Source organism: Desertimonas flava (assembly GCF_003426815.1).
GTDB classification, from domain to species: Bacteria; Actinomycetota; Acidimicrobiia; order Acidimicrobiales; family Ilumatobacteraceae; genus Desertimonas; species Desertimonas flava.
This window is the reverse complement of the sequence record NZ_QKYK01000017.1, coordinates 1-17,924: the sequence shown is the minus strand read 5'-3', so window position 1 is coordinate 17,924 and position 17,924 is coordinate 1. Positions and strand designations below refer to the sequence as shown.

Annotated in this window: 19 protein-coding genes and 1 pseudogene; 10 read left to right on the top strand and 10 right to left on the bottom strand. The window is 70.4% G+C overall.

From position 1 onward, the window contains the following. Window positions 1–9 precede the first annotated feature (9 nt). From DN771_RS18120 to DN771_RS18110, 3 genes are read left to right on the top strand one after another with little or no spacing between them, the layout of a single operon-like run. On the top strand, window positions 10–843 hold the full coding sequence (locus DN771_RS18120) for an IclR family transcriptional regulator (RefSeq protein ID WP_116998966.1): 834 nt from the start codon (window positions 10–12) through the stop codon (window positions 841–843). 39 nt (window positions 844–882) lie between these two features. Beyond that, window positions 883–2,316, top strand: coding sequence for a cystathionine beta-synthase (locus tag DN771_RS18115; RefSeq protein WP_116998965.1), 1,434 nt, complete (start codon window positions 883–885; stop codon window positions 2,314–2,316). Next, window positions 2,309–3,505: a cystathionine gamma-synthase gene (locus DN771_RS18110; RefSeq protein ID WP_116998964.1), complete on the top strand. Its 1,197-nt coding sequence runs from the start codon at window positions 2,309–2,311 to the stop codon at window positions 3,503–3,505. Before DN771_RS18115 ends, DN771_RS18110 begins: the two co-directional genes overlap by 8 nt. Window positions 3,506–3,630: 125 nt before the next feature. On the opposite strand, the pseudogene DN771_RS30915 reads toward DN771_RS18110, so the two are convergent. Next, window positions 3,631–3,723 (bottom strand): annotated as a pseudogene (locus DN771_RS30915) (winged helix-turn-helix domain-containing protein); the annotation flags it as partial. A 153-nt stretch (window positions 3,724–3,876) separates the two neighbouring features. On the opposite strand from DN771_RS30915, the gene DN771_RS18100 reads away from it, so the two are divergent. Next, window positions 3,877–4,284: a hypothetical protein gene (locus tag DN771_RS18100; protein ID WP_116998963.1), complete on the top strand. Its 408-nt coding sequence runs from the start codon at window positions 3,877–3,879 to the stop codon at window positions 4,282–4,284. Between the two features lie 81 nt (window positions 4,285–4,365). Here DN771_RS18100 and DN771_RS18095 read toward each other — a convergent pair whose 3' ends face one another. The 3 genes from DN771_RS18095 to DN771_RS18085 are packed head-to-tail and all read right to left on the bottom strand — an operon-like array spanning window position 4,366 to window position 7,018. Next, the gene (locus tag DN771_RS18095) at window positions 4,366–5,097 is read right to left on the bottom strand and encodes a ribonuclease HII (RefSeq protein ID WP_116998962.1); all 732 of its coding nucleotides are present in this window, start codon (window positions 5,095–5,097) and stop codon (window positions 4,366–4,368) included. Window positions 5,098–5,108: 11 nt separating this feature from the next. Further along, window positions 5,109–5,726 (bottom strand): NUDIX domain-containing protein, encoded by a 618-nt coding sequence (locus tag DN771_RS18090; protein ID WP_116998961.1) that lies wholly within the window; start codon window positions 5,724–5,726, stop codon window positions 5,109–5,111. A 50-nt stretch (window positions 5,727–5,776) separates the two neighbouring features. Then, complete coding sequence (locus tag DN771_RS18085; protein ID WP_116998960.1) at window positions 5,777–7,018, bottom strand: aspartate aminotransferase family protein; 1,242 nt, start codon at window positions 7,016–7,018, stop codon at window positions 5,777–5,779. Between the two features lie 160 nt (window positions 7,019–7,178). On the opposite strand from DN771_RS18085, the gene DN771_RS18080 reads away from it, so the two are divergent. Both DN771_RS18080 and DN771_RS18075 read left to right on the top strand, forming a co-directional pair. Beyond that, window positions 7,179–8,813, top strand: a complete 1,635-nt coding sequence (locus DN771_RS18080) for an MFS transporter (protein WP_227462403.1) — start codon at window positions 7,179–7,181, stop codon at window positions 8,811–8,813. 40 nt (window positions 8,814–8,853) lie between these two features. Next, window positions 8,854–9,462, top strand: a complete 609-nt coding sequence (locus DN771_RS18075) for a TetR/AcrR family transcriptional regulator (RefSeq protein WP_162942093.1) — start codon at window positions 8,854–8,856, stop codon at window positions 9,460–9,462. 15 nt (window positions 9,463–9,477) lie between these two features. Here DN771_RS18075 and DN771_RS18070 read toward each other — a convergent pair whose 3' ends face one another. Continuing rightward, window positions 9,478–10,644 (bottom strand): hypothetical protein, encoded by a 1,167-nt coding sequence (locus DN771_RS18070; protein ID WP_162942092.1) that lies wholly within the window; start codon window positions 10,642–10,644, stop codon window positions 9,478–9,480. 20 nt (window positions 10,645–10,664) lie between these two features. On the opposite strand from DN771_RS18070, the gene DN771_RS18065 reads away from it, so the two are divergent. From DN771_RS18065 to DN771_RS18055, 3 genes are all read left to right on the top strand, one after another. Beyond that, window positions 10,665–11,345 carry a CofC family guanylyltransferase gene (locus tag DN771_RS18065; RefSeq protein WP_162942091.1) on the top strand — a complete coding sequence of 227 codons (681 nt, stop codon included), beginning with the start codon at window positions 10,665–10,667 and terminating at the stop codon, window positions 11,343–11,345. Next, window positions 11,312–12,088 (top strand): PIG-L deacetylase family protein, encoded by a 777-nt coding sequence (locus DN771_RS18060; protein WP_116998956.1) that lies wholly within the window; start codon window positions 11,312–11,314, stop codon window positions 12,086–12,088. The genes DN771_RS18065 and DN771_RS18060 overlap by 34 nt, the downstream gene beginning before the upstream one ends. Window positions 12,089–12,219: 131 nt before the next feature. Then, entirely contained in the window at window positions 12,220–13,110 is an 891-nt protein-coding gene (locus tag DN771_RS18055; protein WP_116998955.1) for an AraC family transcriptional regulator, read from the top strand. Between the two features lie 35 nt (window positions 13,111–13,145). Here DN771_RS18055 and DN771_RS18050 read toward each other — a convergent pair whose 3' ends face one another. The 4 genes from DN771_RS18050 to DN771_RS18035 form a co-directional block, all read right to left on the bottom strand. Continuing rightward, the gene (locus DN771_RS18050; protein ID WP_116998954.1) at window positions 13,146–13,928 is read right to left on the bottom strand and encodes a TIGR03084 family metal-binding protein; all 783 of its coding nucleotides are present in this window, start codon (window positions 13,926–13,928) and stop codon (window positions 13,146–13,148) included. Between the two features lie 121 nt (window positions 13,929–14,049). Further along, the gene (locus tag DN771_RS18045) at window positions 14,050–14,430 is read right to left on the bottom strand and encodes a hypothetical protein (RefSeq protein WP_116998953.1); all 381 of its coding nucleotides are present in this window, start codon (window positions 14,428–14,430) and stop codon (window positions 14,050–14,052) included. A gap of 6 nt (window positions 14,431–14,436) precedes the next feature. Further along, window positions 14,437–14,727: an HU family DNA-binding protein gene (locus DN771_RS18040; protein WP_116998952.1), complete on the bottom strand. Its 291-nt coding sequence runs from the start codon at window positions 14,725–14,727 to the stop codon at window positions 14,437–14,439. Between the two features lie 167 nt (window positions 14,728–14,894). After that, complete coding sequence (locus DN771_RS18035; RefSeq protein ID WP_116999047.1) at window positions 14,895–15,347, bottom strand: HIT family protein; 453 nt, start codon at window positions 15,345–15,347, stop codon at window positions 14,895–14,897. A gap of 107 nt (window positions 15,348–15,454) precedes the next feature. Here DN771_RS18035 and DN771_RS18030 point away from each other — a divergent pair, with 107 nt between their 5' ends. Beyond that, window positions 15,455–16,876: a PhoH family protein gene (locus tag DN771_RS18030; protein WP_162942090.1), complete on the top strand. Its 1,422-nt coding sequence runs from the start codon at window positions 15,455–15,457 to the stop codon at window positions 16,874–16,876. A gap of 65 nt (window positions 16,877–16,941) precedes the next feature. Here the strand turns inward: DN771_RS18030 and DN771_RS18025 are convergent, their stop codons facing one another. Next, window positions 16,942–17,568 (bottom strand): anti-sigma factor, encoded by a 627-nt coding sequence (locus DN771_RS18025; protein WP_116998950.1) that lies wholly within the window; start codon window positions 17,566–17,568, stop codon window positions 16,942–16,944. Between the last annotated feature and the right edge of the window lie 356 nt (window positions 17,569–17,924).

Sequence of the window (17,924 nt, the reverse complement as noted above, 5' to 3'; positions counted from 1 at the left end):
GAGGTGCAGATGAATGCTGAGGATCCGGTGGCCGAAGGAGCCCACGAGCTAGAGGAGCGTGACTACACCGTCCGGGCCGTCGACCGCGTCTGCTCGATCCTCAACCTGCTGCAGTCGGAAGTGGACGGCGTCTCGTTGAGCGACGTGGCGCAGATCACCGAACTCCCGAAGTCGTCGGCCTTCCGGTACCTCTGGACCCTCGAGGCCCATCGCTACGTCGAGCGTGACCCCGACACGGGCACCTACCAACTCGGCCTCGGATTCGTCGGCATGCAGTCCCGCCACCTCGAAGTGCTGCGCCAGCGGGCGTTCCCGGTGCTCGAGCGAATTCGTGATGAGTTGGGCGAGACGGCGAACCTCGGGCTCCTCGACGGCGACTCCACGATCTATCTCGACATCGTCGAGAGCCGGCGCGGCGTCCGTCTCGCCGCGAGCCGTGGCGATCGCGATCCCATCCACACGACGGCATTGGGCAAGGCCATCGTCGCCCACCTGCCCGAGGAGCAGGTCCGCGGGATCCTCGAACGGACGGGGATGCCCGCCCGCACCGAGAACTCGATCGTCTCCGTCGAGGACTACCTGACCGAGTTGGCCAAGGTTCGCCGGCTCGGCTACGCCCTCGACAACGGTGAGAACGAGATCGACGGTCGGTGTCTCGCCGTCCCGATCCCCCAGACACGACTGCCCGTGGCGATCAGCTTGAGCGCTCCCGCCGGGCGTTTCCCCCTCCGCGACGTCGAGCACGTCGCTGCGGTCCTCCAGGCGGCAGCCAGCGAGCTCGGAACCACCGATGCCCGCCCGGTCGCCGGCTCGGGCGAGGGTCGCGCCGACGCTGAGAGCTGACCGGCGGCAGTCGCCGGCGAGGTCAGTACCATCCGGGACGTGACGGATCCACGCCTCGACGGCACAGCGATAGCGGCATCGGTGATCGATCTGATCGGCAACACGCCGCTGGTCAAGCTGCATCGCCTCACCGAGCTCGAAGGCATCCCCAGCGTGTTGGCGATGAAGATGGAGACCACCAACCCCGGCGGGTCGTCGAAGGACCGGCCGGCCCTCGAGATGATCCTCGCCGCCGAGCGTGAGGGCCTGCTGCGGCCGGGCGGCACGATCGTCGAGCCCACCAGCGGCAACACGGGTGTCGGCCTCGCCATCGTCGCCGCCCAGCGCGGGTACAAGTGCGTGTTCGTGATGACCGACAAGGTGGCCCCGGAGAAGATCTCCCTCCTCAAGGCGTACGGCGCCGAGGTGGTCGTGTGCCCCGTGGCCGTCGAGCCCGACGATCCCGAGAGCTACTACTCGGTGGCCGAACGGCTCACCGACGAGCTGGGCGCCTTCCGCCCCAACCAATATGCGAACCCCAACAACCCGCGGGCCCACGAGCTGACCACCGGCCCCGAGCTGTGGCGCCAGACCGCCGGGCGCATCACCCACTTCGTCGCCGGCGCCGGCACCTGCGGCACGATCACGGGGACGGCGCGGTACCTGAAGGCGCAGAACCCCAACATCCGCATCATCGCCGCCGACCCCGAGGGCTCGGTGTTCTCCGGTGGTTCGGGCCGGCCCTATCTCGTCGAGGGCGTCGGCGAGGACTTCTTCCCGGCCGCGTGGGACACGTCGCTCTACGACGAGATCATCCCCATCTCCGACCAGGAGAGCTTCCTGACGGCGCGCCGGGTCTCCGAAGCCGAGGGGATCCTCATCGGCGGATCGGGCGGCATGGCCGTCGCCGCGGCCATCCAGGTGGCCAAGCGGGCCGGCCCGGACGACATCGTGGTGGTGCTCAACCCGGACTCGGGGCGCGGGTACCTCAGCCGCGTGTTCGACGACGAGTGGATGGCCAACTTCGGTTTCGTCCAGGAGTGCGAGAACTGCGTCGGCGCCGTGCTGGAGACGCGAGGCGCGATGGCCGAGCTGCTGTACGTCAACCCCGGCCAGCCCGTCCGCGAGGCGGTCGCCTTGATGAAGGCCAACGGCATCAGCCAGCTGCCGGTGTGCAAGAACACGCCGCCGTTCGCCAACGCCGAGGTCTCCGGTGCGATCGACGAGCTCGACGTGATGGAGGCCATCGCCGTCGATCCGGCGGTCATGGATCTCCCCGTCGACAAGGTGATGGGCCCGAGGCTGCCGACCATCGGCGTCGGGCAGAAGATCGAGCGGGCGATGAAGATGCTCGAGGCGGCGCCGGCGCTGCTCGTACTGTCGGGCGGTCGGCCGCTCGCCGTGATCACGCGCACCGACATCCTGTCGTACTTCCAGGCGGCCGCCGGCTCGGTGGTCCTCGATGCGCTGACGACGGAGGCCGGCCGTGGGTGACGTCGAGAACGACGCGCTGCGGCACGGCTTCGAGACGCGGGCCATCCACGCCGGCCAGGATCCCGATCCGTCGAGCGGCGCGGTCGTCACACCGATCTCCCTGTCCACCACGTTCGCCCAGTCCGACGTCGGCGTGCACCAGGGCTACGAGTACTCCCGCTCGGGCAACCCCACCCGCACCGCCCTCGAGACGTGCGTGGCCTCCCTCGAGCTGGCCGACCACGGTCTGGCCTTCGCCAGTGGCCTCGCCGCCGAGGACACGGTGCTGTCCGTGCTGTCGTCGCGCGACGGCGGCGCTCCCTCCGGCCGCGTGCTCCTCGCCAACGACGCCTACGGCGGCACGTTCCGGCTGATCTCCAAGGTGTGGGCACCGCGCGGCCTGGCCTGGAGCCCGGTCGACCTGACCGACCTCGACGCGCTCGTCGCCGGATGGCCCGACGACACGACGGTGCTCTGGCTGGAGACCCCGACCAATCCCCTGCTGACGTGCGTCGACATCGAGGCGGTGTCCGCCATCGCGCACGAGCGCGGCGCCACGGTCGTCGTCGACAACACGTTCGCCACGCCCTATCTCCAGCAGCCGCTGCGGCTCGGCGCCGACATCGTCGTGCACTCGGCCACCAAGTACCTCGGTGGCCACAGCGACGTCGTCGGCGGGTTCGTCGCCGTCAGCGACGGCACCCTCGCCGAGCGCCTGCGGTTCACGCAGAACGCGGCCGGCGCCGTGCCGGCGCCGTTCGACTGTTACCTCGTGCTGCGGGGCGTGAAGACGCTGGCCGTGCGCATGGATCGCCACTGCTCCAACGCCAGGGCGATCGTCGACCTGCTCGTCCGTCACCCTGCCGTCGAGCGGGTCTTCTACCCGCAGCTCCCCGATCATCCCGGCCATGCCGCAGCGGCCAAGCAGATGGCCGACTACGGCGGGATGGTCAGCTTCACGATGGCGGCAACCGACCGCCTGTCGGGCGAAGACGCCGCCCGCCGTGTCGCCGCAGGTACCGAAGTGTTCACACTCGCCGAATCGCTCGGGGCCGTCGAGAGCCTCATCGAGCACCCGGCCGCGATGACCCACGCGTCGGCTGCCGGCTCGGCGCTCGAGGTGCCGGCCAGCCTCGTGCGCCTCTCGGTCGGCATCGAGTCCTCCGCCGATCTCGTCGCCGACCTGGAACAAGCGCTGGACGACCTCTGAGCGCCACCGGGATCCAGCGCGGCGACGGGGTCCTTGGTGTCAACCGTCCTCGGGACAGAGGGCGCGTAGCTCGGCGACGGCCTCAGCCCTCGCCGGTTCCAACCGAGCCCGCCAGGCTGCGATCCCCACACCTCTCCGAGCAGGGCGAGACGGCTGAAGACCACCCACGGCCTCGCCGCGAGGAAGGCGATGAGGTCGAACTCCGTCGGCGTGAGGTGCGCGGGTTGCCCGGACGCGGGCCACCACTACGAAGCGGATGTGTGACGGTGGTGGCGACGATGTGCAGGTTCTGTGCAGGCCGGTCGGAGACTGAGCCCGCGTCGCGTGGGACGGTTCCGCGAGGCCGGCGCTCGGCCTACTCTTCGTCATCGATGACGAGCGCGCTCCCCCACGACGAGCGACCGCTCGATCACACGCCGGTGCACACCGACGCGTTGCCGGCGACGCCCGTGCGCGATCGTCGCATCCCGGCTGAGGCGTGGATCGAGGCTCCTGACGAGTTGCTCGCCCTCGGCGCCCGCGCCGCGTCACTCGGCACGTCCGACGACGTCGGCGGCGATGCCGTGACGTCCTTCCTTCGCCGGATCGGACCGTGGCTCCTGTGGCGGTCGGGGCCGGCTCGGGGTCCGGCCATCTACTGGGCGGGCCATGTCGACGACCTGCGCCGGAGCCACGTCCTCACGCTCGCCGCCGACGGAACAGCCAGCGGTCGCGGGCCGAGCGGCGCCGACCACCAACGGTTCCGCACGTGGAAGGAAGACCTCCGGGACCATCCGTGACGGCCATCCGAGTATGGAAGGTCCCGATTCGGGGCGTTCGGTACTCGGGTGAGGTTCAGTACTCGGATCAGGAGCCGGGGGTCAGAACAGGGAGGGCTGGTCCGGATCGTCGGGACGGTGGTAGCGGTGGATGCCGCCCCACGGGACGTAGTTGTCCATGAACACCCACGACCGGCGGTGGATCGCCGACGGCCCCCAACCCTGCAGGCCGGCGAGGTGCGTGTCGCACGGGTAGCCCTTGTTGCTCTCGAAGTTCCAGGCCGGATAGTGCACGGCGTACTCGCGCATCATCCGGTCCCTGGTGACCTTGGCGAGGATGCTCGCGGCGGCGACGGCGAGGCACCGGGCGTCGGCCTTGATCACCCGCTCGACGTGGTCGACGTGCGGAGTGACGAAGTCCCACGACCCGTCGACGATCGCCGCGGCCGGCCGCACGTCGAGGGCGTCGAGCGCCCGCTTCGTCGCCAGACGCTGAGCCGCGGCCATCCCCAGCCGATCGCACTCGACCTGCGAGGCGTGACCGATCCCCCACGTCTCGCACCAGCCGGCGACACGGTCGAAGAGCTTCTCGCGCTCGGCCTCGGTGAGCATCTTCGAGTCACGGATCCCGTTGACGCGGGTGTCGCGGGGCACGATCGCCGCGCCGACGGTGAGCGGGCCGGCCCACGCGCCACGCCCGACCTCGTCGATGCCGACGACCACCGGGTAGCCGCGGTCCCACAGCTCCTTCTCGATCGCCCTCGTGGGGGCCTTCTTCTTCGACAACGGCGGGCGCGGCCCCTTGCGAGCCGGCAGGCGTCGTACGGGCGTCATCGTCGCTGAGGCTATTGCCCGCGCCGCCGTGCCCAATCGACGAGCAGCACGGTCTTGGCGTCACAGATGCGCCCGTCGGCGATCATCGCCGCGGCCTCGTCGAGCGTCACCTCGACGACGTCGAGGTGCTCGCCCTCCCCCGCCTCACCGCCACCGGCGCCCGAGCGAGTCGCCGCGCTGTAGGTGCCGGCGAAGAAGGTCAGGTGCTCGGTCACCGAGCCCGGGCTCATGTAGAGGCGGAACAGCCGTTGGAGCGGACCCACCTCGTGGCCGACCTCCTCGGCGACCTCGCGCCGGAGCGCCTCCTCGGCCCCCTCGTCGCCGTCGAGCAGGCCGGCGGGCACCTCGAGCAGCATGCCGTCGGGATGGCCGTTGAGGTGGGCGGGGAGCCGGTACTGGCGCACCAGCAGGATGGTGTCCCGTTCGGGGTCGTGGAGCAGGGCGGCGGCCCCGTTGCCGCGGTCGTACGCCTCGCGCGACGTCGACGCCCACGAGCCGTCGGGCTGACGCTGTTCGAACGTGGCCCGGCGCAGCGTGTACCACGCGTCGGTGAGCACTTCGACCCGCAGGTTGCGGATGTCCGGGTTGGGCCCGGCGGGCGTGTCGTGGGGTGGCGGCCGTCGGCGCATCGGCGAGACGATAGGTGGACGGCCGCCGCTCGCGCCCGCAGTTCCGCCGGTCAGGCGGTTGCCGCCACGGCGGCGGCGAATCCGGCCAGGGCGAGGTCGATCTCGTCGGCCGACACCACGAGCGGCGGCATCCAGCGGAGCGTCGCCCCGTCGACCCCCGCGGCCATCGTGATCACCCGTGACTCGTCGAGGAGGTGAGCGATCACCGCCTTGCAGCGCGCCGGGTCGGCGAACTCGACGGCGTTCATCAACCCGAGACCGCGCACGTGGATCAGGCCCGCGTCGTCCGCCATCACCTTCTGCAGGCCGGTGCGCAGCTGCGCGCCACGCTCCTCGACGTTGTCGAGGAAGCCGTCCTCGCTGAGCACGTCGATGGTCGCCAGGGCTGCGGCACAGGCGATCGGGTTGCCGCCGTAGGTGCCGCCGTGCGAACCCGTCGGCCAGCGGCTCATCAGCTCGGCCGACGCACCCAGGGCGCTGAGGGGCATGCCCGAGGCGATGCCCTTGGCCATCATCAAGATGTCCGGTACGACCTCGTGGCGATCGACCGCGAACATCGTGCCGGTGCGGCCGAACCCGGTCTGCACCTCGTCCGCCACGAACAGGATGTCGTGCTCCCGGCAGATCTCGGCGACGCCGCGGAAGAACGCCGGCGGAGCCGGGAGGTAGCCACCCTCCCCGATCACCGGTTCGAGCACCACCGCCGCCGTGTCCGATGGCGCCGTCTGCGTGGCGAGCAGGTACCGCAGCCCGGCCAGGGCGGCGTCGACCTCGGCGTCGAGCCCACCTGGCTGCACGTCGGCACGCACGTCGGGGAACGGGGCGACGAAGACGCCCGGCGGCAGGTTGGTGTAGCCGACCTTGTAGGCGGTCTTCGACGTGGTCATCGCCATCGCCAGATGGGTCCGGCCGTGGAAACTGCCGGCGAACACCACCACGTTGCCGCGGCCGGTCGCCGCCTTGGCCAGCTTGACCGCGGCCTCGGTGATCTCGGCGCCGGAGTTGGCGTAGAAGAACGTGTCGATCCCGTCGGGGGTGATCGAGCCGAGACGGCGGGCGAGCGGGTCGAGCAGGTCGTGGCGATAGCAGTTGACCTGGCCATGGATCAGCGTCGCCGCCTGTTCCTGGATCGCCGCGACCACCTTGGGGTGGCAGTGGCCGGTGGACGCCACGGCGATCCCGGCAGTGAAGTCGAGGTAGCGACGGCCGTCGTCGGTGGTCACCCAGCAGCCCGAACCGGACACGATCGGCAAGGTGGTCGTGGTCGCCCAGACCGGGGCCAGTTGCGTCATCGCCGCATCGTAGAACGCCGTTTGAGCCCGCGCTGGCTGTGACACAGGTCATCGAGAACCTGGGCCGCGGTGCCGAACCCTGGACATTACGATACGGAACGGTCCCGTTTCGGAATTGACCCATCAAGAGCCCTCGTACCGACCAGAACAGTGTGACGACGTGACGACAGCAGACGCAGTGCGCAAGACCTTCGCCCTCCAAGAACCGCTCGATCCGGCCGTGCACGCCCGGCGCTGGGTCACGCTCGGCGTCCTGTGCCTGTCGCTGATGATCATCGTGATGGACAACACGATCCTCAACGTGGCGATCCCGTCGCTGATGGAGGATCTCCACGCGTCGAACACCGACATCCAGTGGATCATCGACGCCTACACCCTGGTGTTCGCCTGTCTGCTGCTCACCACGGGCAGTCTGAGCGACCGCTTCGGCCGGAAGGGCGCGCTGCAGATCGGCATCGCACTGTTCGGGCTCGGCTCGATCTCGGCGGCGCTCTCCGACAGCGTGACCCACCTCATCGTCAGCCGGGCGTTCATGGGCATCGGCGGGGCGCTGATCATGCCGTCGACGCTGTCGATCCTCACCAACGTCTTTCGCGACCCGAAAGAGCGCGGCCGGGCCATCGCCATCTGGGCCGGGTTCTCCGGGCTGTCGGTGGCGATCGGTCCCGTGACCGGCGGGCTCCTGCTCGAGCACTTCGAGTGGAGCTCGGTGTTCTGGGTGAACATCCCCATCGGTCTCGCCGCGCTCGGGCTCGGGTTCTTCTTCGTCCCCACGTCACGCGATCCCAACCAGGGCAAGATCGACATCCCCGGCGCGGTCCTCTCGGTCATCACGCTCGGCGCCCTGCTCTTCGGCATCATCGAAGGCCCGGTCCGGGGGTGGACCGACGGCCTGGTGCTCGCCGGATTCGGCGTGGCCGTCGTCGGGGCCATCTCGTTCATCTCGTGGGAGCTGCACGTCGACGAGCCGATGCTCGACATGCGGTTCTTCGCCAACCCGCGCTTCAGTGCGGCGAACGGGGCGATCACGATGACGTTCTTCGCCCTGTTCGGGTCGATGTTCCTGATGACGCAGTACTGGCAGCTGGTGCACGGCTACAGCCCGCTGGGCGCCGGTGTCCGGCTCATCCCCTACGCCCTATGCATGATGATCACGGCCCCGCTCTCGGCCCGCCTCGTCGAGCGACTGGGCTCGAAGCGGGTCATCACGACCGGTTTGTCCATCGTCGCCCTGTCCCTGCTCACCTTGTCGTTCATCCACGCCACCACGCCCTATCCGCGGGTCATCATCGTGTTCTGTGTGATGGCCGTCGGCATGGGCATGACGATGGCGCCGGCGACCGAGTCGGTCATGGGCTCGCTGCCCCGCGAGAAGGCGGGCGTCGGCTCGGCCGTGAACGACACCACCCGCCAGGTCGGTGGAGCGTTGGGCGTGGCGATCATCGGGAGCATCGTCACGAGCGTGTACTCCAGCCGCGTGACCGACGTGGCGGGCCGCTTCGACGTGCGCGGCGAGTCGCTCGCCCGGGCCAAGGACTCGCTCGCCAATGCCATCGACGTCGGGCGGGAGATGTCGACGTCCGGCACCAGCTTCATCGACGACGTCAAGGACGCCTTCGTCGGATCGTTGAGCATCGGCCTGCGCTTCAGCGCGTCGGTCATCGTCGTCGCCGCCCTCGTGGTCTGGAAGTTCCTCCCGGCACGTTCGGCGGACGCCCTGGCCGACCATTCCGGCGAAGCCGCCGAGGTCACGCCCGGCGACCCGACCATCTCGGTCGCGGCCGGCGGACGCTGACGCTGGCTCGGGACGGCGCGACGAGGCCATGATGACGTCCATGACCAGCCGGCTCGGGGACCCGTCGCCGGCGCGGCGCGGCCGGCCCCGGGACGAGTCGGCGAACGACGCCATCTTGTCGGCCACCATCGAGCTGCTCGGCAACGGTGGGATCGCCGGGCTCTCGATGGACCTCGTCGCCAAGCAGGCGGGCGTCGGCAAGGCGACGATCTACCGGCGGTGGTCGTCCAAGGAGGAACTCGTCCTCGAGGCGTTGTCCAGCACCCCCTCGGTGGAGATCCCCGACACCGGTTCGGTGCGCAGCGACCTCCTCGCCTACGCCGCGGCCCTCGCCGAGCTGGCGGCCAAGCCGACATCCGACGTGCTCCCCCACCTCATCGAGGCGGCGTGCTACGACGAGCGGCTCCGCGCCTCGCTCAACGAGTACTCGCGGCTGCGCCAGCGAGTCCTGCGCACGATCATCGATCGCGGGTTCCAGCGCGGCGAGCTCACCGACGACGACGACCGTGACATGATCGTCGACATCCTCCAGGGCGCGTGGTTCTATCGCCGGCTCGTCAGTGGCGAACCCTTCACCAGCGCCTACGCCACGCGCCTGGTCGACTTCGCCCTGCGGAGCGCACTCGCGGCGTCGGCCGCACGGGGCTGAGCAACGCCCGTCCGGTCACGCGGGCAGTCGCCACAGCGTCTCGCCGCTGGGCGCCTCGGTGCCCCACGGCTCGACGCCGACATCGCAGGACAACGCCAGCCGGTCGCCGGTGACGTCCCACAGCACCGCAGGGTTCGGCCCGTGCCAACGAACGGCCACCGAGACCCGCGACGAGGGGCCGCCGATCAAGCCGTGCGCCTCGAGGCCCTGGCCCATCCACGCTGTCGGGATGCCATCGGGGAAGAGCCGGCCGCCCGCGGCGATCCGCCGCTCGACGGCCGCCACGGTCGCCACGTCGGCGGCATCGGCGTCGACGTCGACCGCCGCCGGCACCAGCGTCGCCGGCGCCCGCGACGCGATGATCCGCGCCAGGTCGGACAGGGCGCGCCGCTCGCCGGCGGCGGCCAGGACCACCCCGGCGGCGTCGAGCGCGGCGGCGGCGAGGGTGGATTCCCGTTCGGCGACGATCTCGACCGCATGCGCCACATCGGCGGCCAGCTGACCCGCCCCGCGCCGATCGATCTCCGCCATGCGAACCAGCTCGGCGACGCCGAGCAGGAAGCGCTCGGGATCGTCGCCTGGGTCGGACGGTCCCGCCAGGGCGATCTCACAGCGGGCGGCACGGACCGCCGACACCAGCGCAGCGTCGGGAAGGTCGAGCCGGCTCGCCGCGTCGGTGCGCGTGACCCAGCCGCGCACGACGGCGGCGGAGTCGGGGAGCCCGCCGGGAAGGGCGGTGAGCCCACCCGAGTGCGACAGCGCGACCACGGCCCTTGTGCGGTGGCCGATGGGGACCACGACGGTGCCCGCAGGCAGATCGATGCCTTGAATCGGGACGTCGGTCGGCGGCCGGGTGGTCAGCACGTCCGGGCGGGTGAAGGCGCAGGCGATCGGCAGCGGCGAGTCGTTGGCCACCTCGACGAGGGTCAGGCCACCGGCGTCGGCGACGGACCAGACCCGCTGCACGGCGTCGCCACTCGGGATCCGCAGCCGGGTCTCGAACACCGCCGTGCCGTCGACCCGCTCATGCCGCACCCCGGCGTCGACCGCCGGATCGTGCCAGCGGTCGTCGGCGGCGACGTACCACCGCAGCGGGGCCGACCCGTCCCAGGGTTCAACATCGCCGGCGGGCGTCACCTCGGCCCGCCAGCTTCCGCCCAGGGCCCCTGTCGTCGCAGTCACACGGCCATAGGCTAAGGCGGGTGCCGGGACTCGTGGACGGAAACCCCGACGGCCGCGGCGGTGGGGCGACGGGCACCGATGACCGGTCGGATGCTCCGCACATCGCCGTCCTGATCCCCGTCAAGCGCTTCGAGCACGCCAAGGGCCGGCTGTCGGGCCTGCTCCAACCCGCCGAACGGGTTCACCTCGCGCGCTGGCTCGCGGCCCGGGTCGTCGCCGCATCCCGGCCGCACCCCGTGTTCGTGGCGTGCGACGACGACGGGGTGGCATCGTGGGCCGACGACATCGGTGCCGAGGTGCTCTGGACCCCCGGTGTCGGGCTCAACGGAGCCGTCGATTCGAGTCGCGAGACCATCGGCGGCAAGGGCTTCACTCATCTGATCGTCGCCCACAGTGATCTGCCGCTTGCCGTCAGCCTCGGCGACGTCGCCAGCCCGGGCACCATCACGATCGTCCCCGACGGACGCCGCGACGGCACCAATGTCCTGGCGTCGCCCGTCGTGGCGCCGATCACGGCCAGCTACGGAGCCAGCTCGTATCGCGCCCATCTGCGTCAGGCGCTGTCGCTGCCGTACCGGGTCGAGGTGCGTCGTGATTCCCGGCTGGCCCTCGACGTCGACACCCCCGGCGACCTCGCCCACCCCGCGTTACGAACGGAGCTTCCCGAATGGTTGCGAACGATCCTGGCCAACCGCCGCTGAGCGGCACCGTCGAGGCCACGATCGATCGGACACCGCCGGCGGTCGCCCTGGCCATCGGCGCCCACCCCGATGACGTGGAGTTCGGCGCCGGCGCGACGCTTGCCAAGTGGGCCGACGCCGGCTGCGTGGTCCACCACCTCGTGTGCACCGACGGCTCGAAGGGGACCTGGGACGCAGCGGCCGACACGGTCGCGCTCGTCGCCCGTCGGCAGGACGAGCAACGCGAGGCGGCCCGCCGTCTCGCCGGTCGTTGCGCCGGCGAGGTGATCTTCCTGGGGCGTGTCGACGGAGAGCTGAGCAACGACCTGGCGACGCGGACCGAGATCGTCCGGGCCATCCGCCGGTTACGACCCGACGTGGTGCTGACGCACGATCCGTGGAAGCGCTACCGGTTGCACCCCGACCACCGCCACACCGGGGAACTGGTCTGCGACGCCATCGTCGGAGCACGCGACCCCCACTTCTTCAAGGAGCTCGGGATCGCCCCGTTCCGGCCGGAGTCGCTCCTCCTGTTCGAGGCCGACGAGCCCAACCATGCCGAAGCGGCCGCGATCGGGCTCGGCCGGAAGCTCGACGCGCTGCTCGCCCACGAGAGCCAGTTCGAGTCGACGATGGGCGCCCGCACCGGCGACGCCGCCGAGCTCGAGACGTTCCGGCGCCGGATCACCGATCGGCTCGCCGAGCTCGGGCGGAGCTGGGGGATGACGCACGCCGAGGTGTTCCACCGGATGGACGATCTCTGACGGCGATGGTGACGGACGCTCCGTTGACGGTCCTCGCTCACAGCGGCGGTCGGAACCGACGTTCGGAACGCATGTTCCAGTTCGCGGATGTCCGGCGCCCGAATGCCGAACGACGTGGCAGGATGTAGGACGTGGCTGCGGCGCCCCTCCACGACACCGATGACCACGTCCAGACCGTCGTCTGGCGTGGTGACGGCATCTACATGACCGACGACGACGAATTGCGTCCCCCTCCCACATGGGAGTTCTGGCGCAACGAGGGTTGGGGCCTCGGCATCGCCCGCTCCGGCGCGTACCGGCGCATGGCCCACGGCATCGAGCAGGTCGTCGACACCAACACCGGGTTCCTGCGCTGCGACGGCGACGAGGTGGGCCTCGCCCGCATCGGCGCCCGGCGCGTCGACGACGTCACTCCGATCGAGCCCAACAAGGTGACGTTCATCAGCGTCGACCCCGACCGCTGCGACATCGTCGCCGGCGCCGACACGCCGCGACCCGACTTCGCGATCACGCCGGAGATCGACCTGCTCCATCGCCAGCTGCGCAACGCCCACGCGGCCAACGCCGACACGTTGACACTCGAAGCAGCCTCGCTGAGCCTGATCGCGGCGGCGGTCGGTCAGCGCGACCAGCGCATCCGCAGCTACTCGCGGCGCACCACCGAGTCGGAGCACCGGCGCCTGGTGTCGGGCGCCTGCGACGCCATCCACGCCAACCCCTCCGGCGTCAGCCTGCTCGGCCTGGCCAAGTCGGTCGGCTGTTCTCCGTTCCACCTCTCGCGGGTGTTCCGCGAGATCACGGGCCTGACCATCCCGCAGTACCGCAACCGGCTGCGCGTGCACGAGGCGATGTCGGGACTCGCCGCGGGCGACGACGACCTGGCCGCGCTGGCCGCGCGTACGGGCTTCGCCGACCACAGCCACATGACCCGCTCGATCGTCGCCCAGTACGGCAAGCCGCCATCACGCATCCGCGAACTGCTGATGACGACCGAGATCGAGATGCTCCGCTTCCGGCGCTGAGCGCCGGCGAGACCTGCGCGGCGACGACCGCGCGATCAGGAGAACGCTCCGGGTGAACGACCGGGCCCCGGCGGTCCGGCGAACGCCTGGGCGATGTCGAGCCACTCGTCGGCGGCCGGGCCGGTGGCGCGCACCGCCGTGTCGGATCGGTGGCGGCGCTGCGTGACGAGCAGGCAGAAGTCGAGGGCCGGGCCGTCCACGCGGTCGGGAGCGTTCGGGTCTCCCCACGTCCACTCGTCACCGTCGGGCGCGTCGAGGCGGACGAAGACGTCTGCGTCGGGAACCTGGCGACCGTTGGTGACGTAGCTGAACGCCCGCGCCCCGACGCCGATGTGGGCGACGTGGCGGAGCCGAGCCGTCGGCCGCCGTTCCGCCCCGAGCGAGTCGACCACGTCCTGGCCGTGCGCCCACGTCTCCATCAGCCGAGCGGTGACGAACGAGCGGGCGCTCATCGCCGGCCCGTACCACGGCACCCGCGCCTTGGGATCGACCGTACGCGCGGCGGACACCAGCGCCTGTCGGTCGGCCCTCCAGCGCTCGAGGAGTTCGGCCGGACCGATCGCCCGGCCGGCGGCCACGGACGGATCCTCGCCGCCCGACACCGTCGCGAGGAGTTGCTCGGTCGACGCCCGGAAGGCATCGGGATCGGTCAGGGCGAGCAACGCCTGCTGATCGAAGTACCAGAGGTGGCTGATCTGGTCACCGACCGACCATCCCGGAGCTGGCGTCGGGCGATCGAGATCGGCGAGCGATCCGCTGCTGACGAGACAGTCGAGGTCGACGTGCTCGGCGGTCACGTCGTCACAGAGTGCGTCCACGCCGGCAGCTTTGCAGCCTGGACGCGAACGGAGGGAACCCGGCACGCCGGGTTCCCTCCGTTCATCGATCGATCGCGTCGGGCGCCGGGCCACGCAGGCGCGGCCGTCCGGCGGCGAGGATCTACTTCTTGGCCGCTGCCCGCTTGGCGGGAGCCTTCTTGGCCGGTGCCTTCTTGGCCGCAGGAGCTCGCTTCGCGGGCGCCGCCTTCTTGGCAGCCGGAGCCTTCTTCGCGGCGGGAGCCTTCTTGGCCGGGGCCTTCTTGGCGGCCGGAGCCTTCTTGGCGGCGGGAGCCTTCTTGGCCGGGGCCTTCTTGGCAGCCGGAGCCTTCTTCGCGGCGGGAGCCTTCTTGGCCGGGGCCTTCTTGGCCGCAGCCTTCTTGGCGGCCGGAGCCTTCTTGGCCGGGGCCTTCTTGGCAGCCGGAGCCTTCTTCGCGGCGGGAGCCTTCTTGGCCGGGGCCTTCTTGGCAGCCGGAGCCTTCTTCGTTGCGAGCTTGCGAACCATGATGACCTACTTCTTCTTCTTGGGGTTGAGTGCAGCCTTCAACGTCGCGCTGGGCGAGAAGCGAAGCGCCGTCGACGCGGCGATCTTCACGGGCTCACCCGTCTGCGGGTTCCGACCGGTGCGAGCGGCACGCTTCGAGGTGCTGAAGGACCCAAACCCGGGCCAGGCGACCTTGTCGCCCTTCTTCGCCCCGCTCACAACTGCGTCGAAGAACGCAGCGATCGTGCGCTCGGCGTCGGCCTTCGTGACGCCGGCGGCCTTCGCCACACCGTCGACCAGTTCTGCCTTGGTTGCCATCTGTCCTCTTTCATTTCCACTACGGGTCAGGGGCGTCGGTGCCCGTTGCTCCGTCCGCCACTCGCTTGTCGTGTGGCAGCAGTTGGATATGACACTGCGGCGAGGGATGAATCGCAAGCATCACTCTCGTTGCAGATGCAACATCAACCTCGCAGCGCCTTGACGCGTCAAGCTTTCTTCGAATCGGAACGCGGCTCGAGGGCGCCCCGCAACACCTGCGCGACGGCCGCGGCCTGGCCGTCGCGATACTTCGTTCGGGGCCAGAAGAACCCGCGCAGGCCGTCGCCCTTGGTTCGGGGTACGACGTGGACGTGCAGGTGGGCCACGCTCTGACTGACGACGTTGTTCATCGCGACGAACGTTCCCTGGGCACCGAGGGCCGCAGGAACCGCCGCCGCGATGCGTTGGACCTCGGTGAAGAACGGGCCGACATCCGTCAGTTCCGGCAGCGTGACCACATGAATCCGTGGTACGACGAGGACGTGCCCGGCGAACAACGGCGACCGATCGAGGAAGGCCACGGCCGTCTCGGTCTCGTGGACGACCTCGGCAACGGCCTCGCCGGCGACGATCGCACAGAACGGGCACGAGGGATCGCGGACTGCCGGGCGCTCGGGCATCGGCTCATCCTGCCATCCACCACCGCGGCACCCCGCCGCGATACAACTTCCGAGGACGTCCGGGCCCCAACCCCGACGACCCCCAACCCCGACGACAAGGAGTGGCGGTGACCGATGTTCTCCGCGTGACCGGCGACCCAGCCCTCGTGGCTGCGGAACGATCAGGACGGCTCACAACCGGAGAGGGGGCGGCAACCGACCAGACGGCGCCGCAACGGGTTCGGCAGCGAATCGTCCTGGACACCTCGGTGCTGATCGCCGACCCCGACTGTCTCACTGCCTTCGACGATGCCGACATCGTCCTCCCACTCACCGTCATCGAAGAGCTCGACGGGCTGAAGAACCGTCTCGACGACGTCGGCCGGTCGGCCCGAACGGCGCTGCGCGCCATCGAGGAGCTGCGCGTCCGCCACGGCGGCTCGCTCGCCACCGCGGTGCAGGTGGGAACGAGCAGCCTGCGCATCGAGATCAACAGCGTGCAGAAGCATCGCCTCGTCGAGCACGGCCTCGATCCGGCGAGCCCCGACAATCGCATCATCGGCGCCGCGCTCGGACAGGCCGAACTGGCGCCGACGACGATGGTGTCGAACGACGCCGCGCTCCGCATCAAGGCCGCCCATCTCGGGGTCGACGCGGCCGAGCATTCGCGCACCACCCGTCACCCCGATCGCAAGTCGGTGGGCTGGGCCACCCTCGAGACGGGCTTCGACGTGATCGACTGCCTGTACGCAGCCGGCGCGATCGACGCCGATGCCGTCGACGGTGGAAGCATGATCGGTGAGAACGAGTTCGCCGTGCTGCGCGCCGGATCACAGTCCGCGCTCACCCGCCGCGTCGGTGACGAGTTCGAGCTGCTCTCCCACACGGCTCCTGAGGCCTGGGGCCTGCGGGCCCGGTCCAAGGAGCAGCGCTTCGCCCTCGAACTGCTCCTCGATCCGGCCATCGAGGTGGTCGCCCTCGACGGCCGCGCCGGGACCGGCAAGACGTTGCTGGCCATCGCGGCCGGCTTCGAACAGGTCGTCGAGCACAACCGCTACGAGCGGCTCGCCGTCTACCGGCCGCTGGTCCCCGTCGGCCGCGCCGACGTCGGCTACCTGCCGGGCGGCCTGGAGGAGAAGCTCGACCCGTGGATGTCGGCGATCCACGACGCCGTGGTCGCCCTCACCGATCACACGTCGAGCGCCGATGCTCGCCGCCTCATCGAGGAGCTGACCACGCGTGGTCAGCTGTCGCTCGAGTCGGTGACGTTCCTGCGGGGCCGGTCGTTGCAGCGTCAGATCGTGGTGATCGACGAGGCCCAGAACCTCGAGCCCACCACGCTGCGCACGATCCTCACGCGGGTCGGTCAGGGCACGAAGGTGATCTTCACCGGCGACACGAGCCAGATCGACGCCCCCTACCTCGGCGAGTCGAACAACGCCCTCGCCGTGCTCGCCCAGGCGTTCCGTGGCCAGCAGTGCTTCGGCCACATCACGCTCACGGCGTGCGAGCGCAGCGACGTCGCCTCCCTCGCCGCCGAACTGCTCTAGCCGGCGGTTCTGAAGGAGCAACAACGCCCTGCCACGGTCTTCTCGCGCCAGCAGAGCCAGGCGGGTCAGCCGGTCTCGGCGATGACGTCACCGGTGGGCTGCTCGGATCCGCCGGTCGGCTCGAGCGTGACGGTGTAGGCGACATCGGCCGGGGACTCGGCGCCGTCCAGCAGCACCTCCACCGTGCCCGAGGCATCCGGCGTGAAGACACCGAGTGACACCAGGTCGCCGTCTCCTTCGTCTGCCTCGGTGCGCCAGAGCTGGTACACCTCCCCCGTCGGGGGCGCCTCGACGTCGTCGCCCGACAGCAGGCCGTCGGCAACGTCGGGCGAGTACACGATCGACAGCTCGGGCAGGTCACCGCCGAACACCCCGACCACGATGTCGGGATCGTCGAGGATGCGCTCGAGGGGCGTCTTGTCGGGACCGTCGTCACGCCGCACCACGGCGCCGACACCGATGACGAGACCGGCCACCAGGGGGGCCGGGAGCAGGTAGAGCAGCCAGCCGAAGCGGCGCCCGGGAGCCTGTGCCGTCGCTGGCGGCGCGGCCGCGCTCTCCGCCCGGTCTCGACGGGCCGCCACGAGCGCGGCGACCTCGGCGGCCTCGTCGGGCGGCAGTTCCCCCGCCTCGGCGAGCCGGGTGAGCTCGGCCAGCACGGCGTCGTCGTCGGGGTCGTCGGGGCCGCTCATGTCGCCCTCATGGTACGAAGTGAGCGGTCGTGCCCGGCGCCACCGGAAACTGTGTGACACCAATCATGAGCGCCTTCGGCGCTCGCCCGACATGGGAGAGTTGATGTTGCTCCGGGTTGCGGTCTGGTCGCGGGGTGGGCCTTGATCTGCGGTCGCGGTTGGGGCTCTGATGGCGGGTGGTCCGGGTACGTCGTGAAGGGCTGGCGCTTGCAGCCCGCGTGACACCATGACGGAGGAACGCGCAGGTGTCCGACAATGTCGCTTCGAGCACGCGTAGCACCCTCTTTGTTTCGCGCTCCGGCCGGGCCTCGGATCCTGACAGGAGGTGTCGATGGATGTCATTGTCGATCGCTGCG

What these genes read in the sequence shown, in the direction of transcription:
- DN771_RS18060 (WP_116998956.1), top strand. Translation starts at nt 11,312, where the DNA reads ATGGTTGCGAACGATCCTGGCCAACCGCCGCTGAGCGGCACCGTCGAG.
- DN771_RS18095 (WP_116998962.1), bottom strand. Translation starts at nt 5,097, where the DNA reads ATGACGCCCGTACGACGCCTGCCGGCTCGCAAGGGGCCGCGCCCGCCG.
- DN771_RS18120 (WP_116998966.1), top strand. Translation starts at nt 10, where the DNA reads ATGAATGCTGAGGATCCGGTGGCCGAAGGAGCCCACGAGCTAGAGGAG.
- DN771_RS18045 (WP_116998953.1), bottom strand. Translation starts at nt 14,430, where the DNA reads ATGGTTCGCAAGCTCGCAACGAAGAAGGCTCCGGCTGCCAAGAAGGCC.
- DN771_RS18040 (WP_116998952.1), bottom strand. Translation starts at nt 14,727, where the DNA reads ATGGCAACCAAGGCAGAACTGGTCGACGGTGTGGCGAAGGCCGCCGGC.
- DN771_RS18090 (WP_116998961.1), bottom strand. Translation starts at nt 5,726, where the DNA reads ATGCGCCGACGGCCGCCACCCCACGACACGCCCGCCGGGCCCAACCCG.
- DN771_RS18100 (WP_116998963.1), top strand. Translation starts at nt 3,877, where the DNA reads ATGACGAGCGCGCTCCCCCACGACGAGCGACCGCTCGATCACACGCCG.
- DN771_RS18085 (WP_116998960.1), bottom strand. Translation starts at nt 7,018, where the DNA reads ATGACGCAACTGGCCCCGGTCTGGGCGACCACGACCACCTTGCCGATC.
- DN771_RS18075 (WP_162942093.1), top strand. Translation starts at nt 8,854, where the DNA reads ATGACCAGCCGGCTCGGGGACCCGTCGCCGGCGCGGCGCGGCCGGCCC.
- DN771_RS18035 (WP_116999047.1), bottom strand. Translation starts at nt 15,347, where the DNA reads ATGCCCGAGCGCCCGGCAGTCCGCGATCCCTCGTGCCCGTTCTGTGCG.
- DN771_RS18025 (WP_116998950.1), bottom strand. Translation starts at nt 17,568, where the DNA reads ATGAGCGGCCCCGACGACCCCGACGACGACGCCGTGCTGGCCGAGCTC.